General features: G+C 33.6%; 10 protein-coding genes and 1 pseudogene. 3 read left to right on the plus strand and 8 right to left on the minus strand.

Translation table 11 applies throughout. The features are described from left to right. Positions 1–249 precede the first annotated feature (249 nt). On the plus strand, positions 250–1,110 hold the full coding sequence (locus tag F6K40_RS19855; RefSeq protein ID WP_293138833.1) for a DEAD/DEAH box helicase: 861 nt from the start codon (positions 250–252) through the stop codon (positions 1,108–1,110). Then, entirely contained in the window at positions 1,094–1,330 is a 237-nt protein-coding gene (locus F6K40_RS19860; RefSeq protein ID WP_293138834.1) for a hypothetical protein, read from the plus strand. Before F6K40_RS19855 ends, F6K40_RS19860 begins: the two co-directional genes overlap by 17 nt. 18 nt (positions 1,331–1,348) lie before the next feature. On the opposite strand, the gene F6K40_RS19865 is transcribed toward F6K40_RS19860, so the two are convergent. The 3 genes from F6K40_RS19865 to F6K40_RS19875 form a co-directional block, all read right to left on the minus strand. Continuing rightward, complete coding sequence (locus F6K40_RS19865) at positions 1,349–2,539, minus strand: glycosyltransferase (protein ID WP_293138835.1); 1,191 nt, start codon at positions 2,537–2,539, stop codon at positions 1,349–1,351. A gap of 532 nt (positions 2,540–3,071) precedes the next feature. Beyond that, positions 3,072–3,638: a fasciclin domain-containing protein gene (locus F6K40_RS19870; RefSeq protein ID WP_293138836.1), complete on the minus strand. Its 567-nt coding sequence runs from the start codon at positions 3,636–3,638 to the stop codon at positions 3,072–3,074. Between the two features lie 243 nt (positions 3,639–3,881). Further along, positions 3,882–4,706, minus strand: coding sequence for an MBL fold metallo-hydrolase (locus F6K40_RS19875; protein WP_293138837.1), 825 nt, complete (start codon positions 4,704–4,706; stop codon positions 3,882–3,884). A 1,527-nt stretch (positions 4,707–6,233) separates the two neighbouring features. On the opposite strand from F6K40_RS19875, the pseudogene F6K40_RS19880 reads away from it, so the two are divergent. Next, positions 6,234–6,656: pseudogene (locus F6K40_RS19880) on the plus strand (sacsin N-terminal ATP-binding-like domain-containing protein). A gap of 442 nt (positions 6,657–7,098) precedes the next feature. On the opposite strand, the gene F6K40_RS19885 reads toward F6K40_RS19880, so the two are convergent. From F6K40_RS19885 to F6K40_RS19905, 5 genes are all read right to left on the minus strand, one after another. Next, complete coding sequence (locus tag F6K40_RS19885; protein WP_293138839.1) at positions 7,099–7,686, minus strand: anthranilate synthase component II; 588 nt, start codon at positions 7,684–7,686, stop codon at positions 7,099–7,101. Between the two features lie 881 nt (positions 7,687–8,567). Further along, on the minus strand, positions 8,568–9,077 hold the full coding sequence (locus F6K40_RS19890) for a diacylglycerol kinase family protein (protein ID WP_293138840.1): 510 nt from the start codon (positions 9,075–9,077) through the stop codon (positions 8,568–8,570). A 206-nt stretch (positions 9,078–9,283) separates the two neighbouring features. After that, the gene (gene ybeY, locus F6K40_RS19895) at positions 9,284–9,841 is read right to left on the minus strand and encodes an rRNA maturation RNase YbeY (protein ID WP_293138841.1); all 558 of its coding nucleotides are present in this window, start codon (positions 9,839–9,841) and stop codon (positions 9,284–9,286) included. 39 nt (positions 9,842–9,880) lie between these two features. Further along, positions 9,881–10,084 (minus strand): DUF3285 domain-containing protein, encoded by a 204-nt coding sequence (locus F6K40_RS19900; protein WP_293138842.1) that lies wholly within the window; start codon positions 10,082–10,084, stop codon positions 9,881–9,883. A 414-nt stretch (positions 10,085–10,498) separates the two neighbouring features. Beyond that, positions 10,499–11,464: an alpha-E domain-containing protein gene (locus F6K40_RS19905; protein ID WP_293138843.1), complete on the minus strand. Its 966-nt coding sequence runs from the start codon at positions 11,462–11,464 to the stop codon at positions 10,499–10,501. Between the last annotated feature and the right edge of the window lie 343 nt (positions 11,465–11,807).

Here is an 11,807-nt window from a genome sequence, read left to right on the forward strand (position 1 = left end):
CCTAAAGGTTTTAGCCTTTTTATGTCTTGAAAAAGTACAAGGTTTTTGTTCTAGGGAGTTCAAAAAGTTAGGATTTTGAGTTGACTGTGGCAGAAAAATCAAAGGATAATTTTTCCTCCTGCCTCCTTGCTCATTCCCCATTCCTCCTGACTCCTGACTCCTGACTCCTGAGGACTACCCTCACCCATGCATACTTTTTCAGCAAACCCTATATATTGATTCTTCTGTTCTAGCCAAATTTGTGAACAGATGCAAAATCTTTGTTCTGGTAGAAGTGGTATTATTTTTAATGCTGGTGTGGAACAATCTCAGCACCAAACTAAATTACTTCTCAGTCAAGGTATTAAAGCTGTTCATATAGATAGCGACACTCCATCTCGTGAACGCAGAAAAATATTTGACGATCTTGAAAAAGGTGAAATTCAGTGTATTAGTTCTGTTGGATGTTTAACTGAAGGTTTTGATGTTAAATCTATTAGCTTTATTATTCTTGCTAGAGCTACTAGATCGAGGGCTTTCTATATTCAAATGGTTGGTCGTGGTCTCAGAGCTTTTCCTGGTAAAAAAGATTGTTTGGTATTAGATTTCGGAAATAACGTTAACCGTATTGGTGAAGTAACTGATTCTTTTAAAATACCCTTATTTCCTCCGAAAAATCTATCAGTTCAATCAAAGATTTGCCCTAGATGTAGCCATGAAATGCCGGAATTTTTCAATATTTGTCCTAAGTGTTTTTATCGGTTTAATGATAGTCATTCTTCTAGAGATTTTGATGGTAATGATGAACGAGATGCAGATTTTATTAATCGTAAATTTGGTGAATTAATAAGAGATAAGGAGTATGTTAGATATATTCGTAAACTGCGCCGAACTAGATTTGATAAGTTTTTCAATGATAAAAATTATAGGATAAAAGAAATTGACCCTGATGGAATATGGGAAACTGTTGATGCAAAACATAAAGATAAAGATTTTAAGGATGCTTGGTTTGAAGGAGCTTTATTTCAAGCTGAATGTTCTTTAGGTCAAGAACAAATTTTCCTGAGATATATATACGATATTAAGTCAAAAACTAATAAACCTCCTAATTGGATTGAACGTCAATTATAGATTAGAGTATCCTAAATCTAAAGTTCCTGATTTATTGTCCTGGCATGAAATATTAAAAGTTCCTCCTCATGTTAGTAAGTTTGAAGTAGATAAAGCCTTTATCAACTTTTCTGACGAACAAATGAAGAAAGTTCAGGAACTTGACTCAGAAACTGAAATGATAGCTAATTATTATTTATATCGTTTTGCTTTAGATGAGTCTGGTTTTTTCTATTCTTAAATAAAAGGCACTAAAACCCTACAACATAAAACCCATCGACTGTAATATTTCCCTAAGTCGCTTTGCTTCGAGAGGGTTATATTTTTCATGCAAACTAATAGCTTTCCCAAACACTTCTAAACTTTCTGGTACTTGACCAACCTTCAACAATACAACTCCCAAATTTTGATAAGCTTCTGCATAGTTAGCATCAAGTTGAATTGCTTTTTCATAGGAGGCGATCGCTTCGGTAAACCAACCCATTTCTTTTAATACCATGCCTCGGTTGTAATGACCAACTGTAAAATTAGGATCTATCTGTATAGCAATTTCATAGTTAATTTTTGCTTTCTCTAAATTTCCTTCTTCTTTCAACAAACTACCTAAATTGTTGTATGCTCCTAATTTCAATTTAGGCAAAATATTTAACTCTGTTGCTATTTGATAATGACGCTTTGCCATTTCTTTTTCTTGCTTTTGCCGATAAGCAATTCCTAAGTGGTAATGTAGCTCATACAAAACTGTTTTATCTACCTCTGAATCTTGCAAACCTCGAAACAACAATTCCATCCCTTTTTCTCTTTCACCAACTTCTAAATATAAAGCTCCCAACTTACTACAAACATAAGCATCATTAGGATAGTCGCTGATAAAACTTTCCATCGCCGCTTTTGCTCTTTCCAGTTTATTTTTAGAAGTAATTTCTCCCTTTTGATAACCCTCATGTAAAACTGCTATTTCTGACAAAGAAGCTATTTGCCAATGAGATTCTTTCGCTAAAATCTCAGAAATACTATCATCAACTATGGCATGATAAGGTCGAGAAAATTTTATCTCTGGATGATTTCTAAATAGACGAGAAACTAAAGAATAGGGAGATTGTTGCGCCCCTATTTCCTCTCTAACTAAATTAATTAAAATGTAGCGATCGCTCTTTATTGCTTCTTTAATATGTGGAGCTATTTTTGGTGAGAGATATTCATCAGCATCTAATACTAAAACCCAATCACCCGTAACGTATTTCAAAGATTCATTTCTTGCTGCTGCAAAATCATTACACCATTCAAAATAATGTACTTTTGCACCAAATTCTTGAGCTATTTCTGGCGTTTTGTCCGTTGAACCTGTATCTAAAACCACCATTTCATCTACTATGTTTTTCACACTTGCCAAACATCTTGGCAAATTTTTTTCCTCATTTTTAACAATAATGCAAAAAGTCAAATTCATATTAGGGAATAGGGAGCAGGGAATAGGGAATAGGGAGTTGAATATTTATAATTCATATCTAGATTATGCAACTCTTTAATGCCATTCAGTTAATAATTTTTGAGACAAACAGATTAATTTTTGTTTGATTTGAACCGTCTTAGGCGACAATATTAAATTTGCTTATCAATCAAGAGCTACTTTTTCGCGCCTCCTAAATTATTCTACCTTCTATAGCAATAAGAAATAATTGGTGAAAAAAAATGTAGGGGTTTGGTCTCCAAACCCAAACGCAAATGGAATAAAAATACTCAACTTCTATACTATATAGTAATCGAAATAAAGGTTAGGATATTTCTCAATTCTCACGCCTCAGTCTATAGATTTTTTTACTGTTGCATAAGTGACTTTTGCCTTGCACTTACTGCTATATAACTTCTTCCTTTAATTCTAGAATACTAAAAAACCTCATTCTTACAATACTTCCGAATGAGGTACGTTCAAATATTTCTATCTTTTGATAGCGATCGCTAAGAATAGAATCTAATAGTAATTATCTGGATGGTATAATTACAGAATCGATAACATGAATTACACCATTAGTTGCTGGTACATCTGGAATAATTACATTAGCGTCATCCACCTTTACACCTGCATTGGAAACTTTAACGTAGATATCATCACCTTCAACAGTTTTTACTTTTCCAGATTCTAAATCCCCAGACGTTACCTTGCCAGGAACTACATGATAGGTCAGAATTTTGATTAATGTATCTTTGTTTTCTGGAAGTAATAAATCTTCTACTAATCCTGGTGGTAAAGTTCCAAATGCTTCATCAGTAGGTGCAAATACTGTAAATGGACCTTCTCCTTGAAGCACTTCTACTAAACCAGCAGCTTTTAGTGCCGCAGCTAAAGTATTGAATTGGCCTGCTTCTACTGCAGTTGAGACAATATCTTGAGCGTAAGCAATTTGTACAGGTTGATTAACTACTTGCTGATTAGCTACTGCGGGTAGGCTATAAAAGGCACTAGCAAAGATTAGCCCTAAAGTAGCACAGATTAAGCCCAAGGTATTGATGGACTTTTTGAAGAGAGTCTGAAGATTTTGGGTATTCATGTTTTCCCAATTTCATTAACTACATTATTAACAGTAGTGCAAAACGGGAACTTATCTGAAAAATATTTCATATAGTAGGGAACACTTAACTGGGAAAAGGGAATAGGGAATAGAGAATAGTGGGACGTGACATATTTCAATTACTTTCCAGGGAATTCAGAGATAACTGGTCATTTCAGTTATCAGTTATCAATACCTCCGACTAAAGGATTGGGATTAATATATGTATGGCGAATATTTTTTTCATCCCCTGAAAAGGGGGGGGGCTTGAGAACTGGTTTGTTGGTCAAATCTATAACTTAAGACTTCTATTAATAAACCTTCCTGGGGTAGATCGGATTTAGCAATGGAAATCCTGTCCTGATTTATAACTCTGACTGGACTTCCCTCCATTACACTGAGAAAATCTTCCAAAGGAGCAATCTCACAGCTAGTCTCATCAGCAGCTTCAGTTTTGTAGTGAGTAGGAATTACAATTCTGGGTTTTAGCACTTCCAATACCTGTTTTGCTTCTAAGGGGGTGTAAGCTTTTGGACCACCACCTACAGGAATTAGTAGTAAATCTGGACGGCCAATTAAAATCCGCTCTTCTATACCAATAGGACTAGCTAATCCCCCTAAATGCAAAATCTTAATTCCTGCCTGTTGCCATAACCAAGCGACATTAGTGCCAAATCTGCGTCCCCCTTCTCTATCTTTAACAGTGCGAATTCCTTGAATTTGTCTACCATTAACTTGATAAACTCCAGATTCAGATAACAACAGTGGTGGGGGATTAGTTGTAAAACCTTCTACTACTCCTTCATCTAATAATCTACTGCTAATCAAAATTAAATCTGTATCTACTTTGGGGTCTCGATATCCGGCAGTACAACCTATTTGGCGAAAAGGATTTACTAATACTTTAGTACCTCCACCTTCAAATAAAAAGCAAGTATGTCCTAACCATGTAATAGTTAAAGATTCTCCTGTTTGTGCCTGAGAAGGGTGAAGTTTAGATGTTAAACCTGTTCCTATCGAAGCTAATAAACTTGTCTGTAGATAACGTATAAATTTTCGCCGTTTCATCTTCGTTTGTTTGACTATAAGTTTGACGCTATTTTCTCTTTTTAATACTATACATCTCTGTTAGAGTTGTGGGAAGACTTTTTTGTAGGTAAGGAATAAAAAAGAGAGTCAAAAGTAGAATCAATCCCGAAATTAAATTCTACAGATAGATAATTTTTACGAAGAAATAAACTACTGATGAGCAGGGAAAAATTTAGGGTTGTTTCTTGCTGTACTATTTTTTTGATAATTACTAGAAAAACCAAGATGGTCAAAAGTAGAATTAATCCAGAAATTAAATTCTACAGATCAATAACTTCTATGAGGAAAAATGCTCCTTGTGACTAGGCAAAAATTTAGAGCTGTTTGAAGACTTTTTTGTAGGTAAGGAATAAAAAAGAGAGTCAAAAGTAGAATTAATCCAGAAATTAAATTCTACAGATAGGTAATTTTTAGGAAGAAATAAACTACTGATGAGCAGGGAAAAATTTAGGGTTGTTTCTTGCTGTACTATTTTTTTGATAATTACTAGAAAAACCAAGATGGTCAAAAGTAGAATTAATCCAGAAATTAAATTCTACAGATCAATAACTTCTATGAGGAAAAATGCTCCTTGTGACTAGGCAAAAATTTAGAGCTGTTTTTCGTCAGACTATTATTGTTGATAATTACTGGAAAAAACAAGAAAGTCAAAACAGGAGGAAAGTCAAAAGTAGAATCAATCCCAAAATTAAATTCTATAGATAAGTAACTTCTAGGAGGAGAGAAAATTCTGATGAGTAGATCAAAATTTAGGTAAGCATTCAGCTTTAAAAAAAAAATCAAGCAACTACTTCACCCCTACTAAACATAACCTTTTTCTTGATAAATTTTAATTCTTTTTACAGACTAACTTATCCTTCGGTGTAATAATCAGCTAATAACTCATAGCTGAAGTTGATAGCTGATGGCTGACGTCTGAATACTGACAAATTTAGAGCTATTTTTTGTCGGACTATTCTTGTTGATAATTACTAGAAAAACCAAGAAAGTAAAAACAGGAGGAAAGTCAAAAGTGGAATCAATCCCAAAATTAAATTCTATAGATAAGTAACTTCTAGGAGGAGAGAAAATTCTGATGAGTAGATCAAAATTTAGGTAAGCATTCAGCTTTTAAAAAAAATCAAGCAACTACTTCACCCCTACTAAACATAACCTCTTTCTTGATAAATTTTAATTCTCTTGACAGACTAACTTATCCTTCGGTGTAATAATCAGCTAATAACTCATAGCTGAAGTTGATAGCTGATGGCTGACGGCTGAATGCTCACAAATTTAGAGCTATTTTTTGTCGGACTATTATTGTTGATAATTACTAGAAAAACCAAGAAATTCAAAAGTAGAATCAATCCCGAAATTAAATTTTATAGATAGGTAACTTCTATAAAAAGAGAAACTCTTTGTGACTATACAAAAATTTAGTTCTCCTTTTTTAATAATTGGTATACTACCCTAAGACGTTACCCTTAAGGGTGAGGTTGAAATAAATTGGAGAAACTAACAAAAATTATGGCATTTCATCCAGAAAAAATAGGTGGTAAATCTTTCTATCAATCTGAACCTTTAATAGCTCGTCTCAGAGGAATTATTCGAGATTATCCAGAGGGTGTTGGGATTCTCAAAGAGTTAATTCAAAATGCTGATGATGCTAAAGCTACAAAGGTTGAAATTATTTTAGATTGGCGGATACATCAATTTCAAAATTTGCCTGATAATCGGATGGAAAAATTGATAGGACCAGCAATTTTAGTTGACAACAATCAAGTTTTTAAAGACCAATATCTTGAGAGTATTAAAAGTTTAGGGTAAAGCAAAAAATCCCAAAATTCACAAAAAACTGGTCGCTTCGGAGTAGGTTTTAATGCTATTTATCACGTTACAGACTTTCCTAGTTTTATTTCTCGGCAACGTCTGAACCAGCTAACTTTTTAGTCTCACAAAAAAACCTAACCATATACTATATATTTTGATTTAACTACAACGTCTTAGTTATGATATTTTAGATACTTGTCTGAGCGATCGCCTCCTTATCTAAATAGTATTAATATAACTCAAACGTCTTAGTTAAATTTTGAGACTTAGCTTCTGAGGAAGGTGAGGAAATATCATCCTTTAATATTATTGCTTTTTAAAATTCAACTTGAGCAAGCCAACCTTTTAGTCTCATAAGAAAACTAACTATATATTTTGATTTAACTAAAACGTCTTAGTTATGAGATTTTAGATAATAGGTTTGAGCGATCGCCTCCTTATCTAGACAGTATTAATATAACTCAAACGTCTTAGTTAAATTTTGAGACTTAGCTTCTGAGAGGTGAAATATCCCTCTTCTTTCTTCCTTCTTCCCTCTTCCTTACTTCTACCATTAAAATTTTTATAACTCTGCCAAAAAATTTCTCAATAACGACTTTCCAGAATTAGTCAAAATACTTTCGGGATGAAATTGTACTCCCTGAATATGAGGATAATTTCTATGTCTAACACCCATAATAGTTCCATCCTCAACCCATCCTGTTATTTCTAACACTTCAGGAAAACTTTCCCGATCAATAACTAAACTATGATATCTAGTGGCAATTATCGGATTATCTAATCCTTGAAAAATTCCTACTTGATTATGATAAATCTCTGAAGTTTTACCGTGCATTAATTCTGGAGCAGGAACAATTTTTCCTCCGAATACTTGACCGATACTTTGATGACCAAGACACACTCCTAATATAGGTAAACTTTCTCCTAATTCTTGAATTAATGCTTGAGAAATTCCCGCATCTTCTGGACGCCCAGGACCAGGAGAAATAACAACTCCATCAGGTTTTAATTCCCTAATTTCTGCCACAGAAATTTTATCATTGCGGTAAACCTTAACATTAGCTGCAACTGTTAATTCTGTACCCAACTCACCCAAATATTGTACTAAATTGTAGGTAAAACTATCGTAGTTATCTATAACTATAATCAAAGTATTTTACTCCTTTATTCCCTAGATGTATTTAATCATTTTACATAAGAGCGAGCGCTTATTTCTATTACAAGCTAAATAGGTAGTTCAATAATTAAAAATTAACAATTAATAATTACCTCTTCTTAAAAATAAGAGGATTTGTTAAAAGCAATTTTTTTCTTCTCTTGGTTGATTGGATATAGCATTAGCGGAGGGGAGCTGAAAGAGTAGGCAACCTAGCCATCCCATCCTAGGGAATGCTGCGCAAAAGACCGCTTTTTTTCTCCTTGAAATAATACGCACAGGTCAGAAGTCAAAATTTCAGAAGTAATCCCTAACTAAGTTTTAGGAATTATAAATGCCCGCCCCCTATTTACCTAGTGCTATATCATTTGGAAAAAATCTTGTTATAAATACTATCAGATCGGAATCAGGAAGACCGAAGTTACAAGAATCAATAAAGATTGAATAAAAAAATATAAATAATGATATATCAAGGTAGCTTCTGTAATTTTATAACCTTCTTCTCGCACCCACCAATATCCAAATTTCAAAAGTAATTTTTCATAACTTAGTTGAAAAAATGTTTTTGATTTTTATTGCTGGTAGTTGATAGCTGAATACTTACCAATTATTGGCAGTTTTAGAATTAAATATAGAGTAGAATAAATTACTGTATTTAATAACTCCATTACAGTTATTTTTACTAAAGTTCTATGAAATAGAAAAAAGAATCCTACGAATAATTTTGGTTTCTAAAACACTTTACTCATAGATTTCTCTTTGATTAAAAATATTGTTTTAATCTCAGACTGTAAACAGCCTAAGTTTTTGTAGCAAAAATTTTAGTATTTCATATTAGATATTTTCAAGTTAAAGAATGGTAAACAACTTAATTTCTAGCTGCCAAGAGCAGAAATAACTATATCTAATAAAGGAGGTAAAATCAGATAACTTGCCACAAGGAATGCTACTATTGCTGAAACTAAAACTGCACCTGCCGCACAATCTTTAGCAATTTTAGCTAATTCATGGTAATGCTGTTTAACCGTTAAATCTACCACTGACTCAATAGCAGTATTCAACAATTCCATAGCCATTACTAATCCAATTGTTAATAGAATAACTACTGTTTCTATAGGTTGTAATTTCAAGAAAATACTCAAACTAATAGCGACAATACCGATCAAAGTATGAATCCGAAAATTACGTTGAGTCTGGAAAGCATAAGACAATCCTGCCCAGGCATATTTGAAGCTAGTCAAAAGACTATATGCTACTTGCCAAGATAATTCTCTGTTAAGTGTCACTTTCTTTTTAGAAGTATTTAGTTTGGCAGTAACAGAATTTTGGGGTTGATTTATAAAAGGAGCTTCATCGTAGGAGATTGATGACTCATCAAGTGTCATAAAGTATCCACCTCAGTTGAATTTTATCAAAATAATTGGGTTTAAAACTTCGTCTTTTCAGGCGAAATGTTTTTGGAGCAGGGCGTAAATCTCCGTTACAAAAACAACTTCTGACTTCTGACTTCGTTAAATCCAAGGCCCAAATCATAAGAGACTGGCTCGATTAATAGTTTATCCAAAAAGTCAAAAACTGACTTTGAGTCTGGTCAATTATCTTGAGTGATCTGTCCCTCAAGAGTAATTCCAACGGCATGAAGCAAAAATAATTGTTGTTTGACCATTTTTTGCCAACTTTCTTCATCAAGGTGGTCCCATCCAAGCAGATGTAGAAAACCATGGGCAGCTAGCCAAGCTAGTTCTGTTATTAGTGGATGCCCCTGTTGTGCAGCTTGCCGAAATGCTGTTTCAATGGAAATTACTATATCACCCAGATATATTTGTATATCGGAATCTACTATTTCTGGCTGAGGAACATTTACTTCCAGAGTGGCAAAGGCTAAAACATCTGTTGGTTGATTCTGATCACGATATTGACTATTAAGGGTTTGAATTTCAAAATCCCCAGTCAGACGTAGACTAAGTTCGTAGTTTTGAGCAACAGGAATATCTGGTTTTAGGATTTCTAGCCATTTCTGGAACCAATATTCCCAATTATGGGAGGATATGGGACAACTTTTGTCCCTATCATCTTGAAGTTTTAACTTTTCTACTTCTGATGGAGCAGATGACCAAAAACAGTCCTGAATATTTATTTCCAAGTACAACCGTATAATTCTCCTTTCCGGTAAAAAATGGAGTTTTAATTATCGCGTTAGGTAGGCAAGACCAACTAAAATGCCTATAAGTGCAATGGTTGTCAGGGCAAAATGTTTGAGGGATGTAGCACCTTTTCTAACCATATTTCTCATGGCGAGTTTGACATAGCTAGGTTTTGGTTCGGTTGTAGAAACATTGGTTTCTATCTGTTTTGGTTCGGAGTTTTGAGCCGGTGAAGATAAGTTATTCATAAAAATCAATGGGTTAAAGTTTTCCAGTAGTTGTTATTTCTCAAAGATGAGTTGAAAATTGATTAAAAAGTTAATACTACTATAACAATGATATTAAGTTTTGTATCATTATAGAATCTCTGAGAGGATGGGGAAAGAAATTTCACACCTTTTTTTTTGTATAATAAAGCACACTTTTACTGAGATTTTATATTATAAATCTCAGAAAATAGGGAACAGGGAATAGGGAAAAGGGGAGAGTAATTGATAATTTATGGATAATAATTGATTTAATGAGTTATTTTTTGAAATGTCTATTGAATAAAAGCTTTCGGGTCAGTGGAACGGAGTTCTATCGCTCACTACCTTTGTTAAAAACTTAAAGTTTCCCCATCCTCCCTATCCTCCTCATCCTCCTCATCCTCCCCATCCTCCCTACTCCCTATTCCCTTCAGTACGTTTAAGGTCAAAAAATGTTTCAAAAATTTGCTCTCCCGTTTGATTTATCTGAGTTTGTAAATTGTCAAGAAATTCGTGTAAACCAATATTAATTATTTCTTCAACAGTTAAATAATCTAACTCAGAACGTAAACGACCTAATACTTTTTCTACAGGATGCTTTTTAATATCTTGAGTTGGTCTAATAACTTGATGGAGCGATCGCTCTGCTTCACTCAAACAATATTGAATTGAACGGGGAAACACTCGATCTAATATTAAAAATTCTACTATTCCATTAGGAGTAATTCGATGTTGCTGACGTTTACGGTACATTTCATAAGCACTTGCTGACTTTAATAATGCCATCCATTGCACTTCATCTAGTGGAGTTCCAACATCATTAATAGAAGGCAAAAGAATATAGTATTTAACATCAAGAATACGGCTAGTTTTATCAGCTCTTTCTAAAAATCTTCCCATTCTACCAAAATGCCATGCTTCATTATGACTCATAGTGGCATCCATAATTCCGGAAAAGAGATGCCCTCCCATTTTTACCTCCTGAAAAAATTCTGGTAATTGAGAAGTTTTTAAACCACTATTAGCTACATCTTTTACCATTAAATAAAATGAGTTAACTTGCTCCCACATTTCTGAAGAAATAATTTCCCGAATCGAACGAGCATTTTCTCTAGCAAACCGTAGACAGGAAAGAATAGAGTTAGGATAATCTCGGTCAAAAGTGAGAAATTGAATTACATTTGCTTCTGTTACTTCACCATAACGTTCTTGGAATAAAGGCAAATCTCCAGTAGTAATAACTATAGGTTGCCACTGTTGAACTAAACTAGGAGAATCTAACAGTAAATTTAGATTAACATCAACAAATCGGGCAATATTTTCTGCCCGTTCAACATAACGATTTAGCCAATAAATTGAATCTGCAACGCGACTTAGCATAATTAATTAAGGAATTTAGAATTAAGGAATTTAGAATTAAGGAATTTAGAATTCAGAATAGGGAGAAGGAGTAATATCAGGTGTAATTAATGTTTTTACAAATGGTACAAGTAATACCATTTATCTGTAACAATGCGCTTAATAATTCTTACCCAGACCAGGATTTTAAGGAATTTAGAATTTAGAATTGAGAATTAAGGAATTGAGAATTCTGAATTTAGAGCTGATTTGTAAACTTCGCTAAAAGTCCTATATTACCTAGCTTTTGGCAATTATGAGCGTACTTGACAATAACCCCTAAAACCTTAAGTATAGCAAGTGATTCAGCGGTTTAATATTTACT

The sequence above is a fragment of the Okeania sp. SIO3I5 genome (assembly GCF_010672085.1).
Lineage (GTDB): Bacteria > Cyanobacteriota > Cyanobacteriia > Cyanobacteriales > Microcoleaceae > Trichodesmium.

Bases quoted from the DNA above. Each gene is read 5' to 3' on its own strand.
- F6K40_RS19855 (WP_293138833.1), top strand. From the start codon at position 250: ATGCAAAATCTTTGTTCTGGTAGAAGTGGTATTATTTTTAATGCTGGT.
- F6K40_RS19865 (WP_293138835.1), bottom strand. From the start codon at position 2,539: ATGAATTTGACTTTTTGCATTATTGTTAAAAATGAGGAAAAAAATTTG.
- F6K40_RS19870 (WP_293138836.1), bottom strand. From the start codon at position 3,638: ATGAATACCCAAAATCTTCAGACTCTCTTCAAAAAGTCCATCAATACC.
- F6K40_RS19875 (WP_293138837.1), bottom strand. From the start codon at position 4,706: ATGAAACGGCGAAAATTTATACGTTATCTACAGACAAGTTTATTAGCT.
- F6K40_RS19890 (WP_293138840.1), bottom strand. From the start codon at position 9,077: ATGACACTTGATGAGTCATCAATCTCCTACGATGAAGCTCCTTTTATA.
- F6K40_RS19900 (WP_293138842.1), bottom strand. From the start codon at position 10,084: ATGAATAACTTATCTTCACCGGCTCAAAACTCCGAACCAAAACAGATA.
- F6K40_RS19905 (WP_293138843.1), bottom strand. From the start codon at position 11,464: ATGCTAAGTCGCGTTGCAGATTCAATTTATTGGCTAAATCGTTATGTT.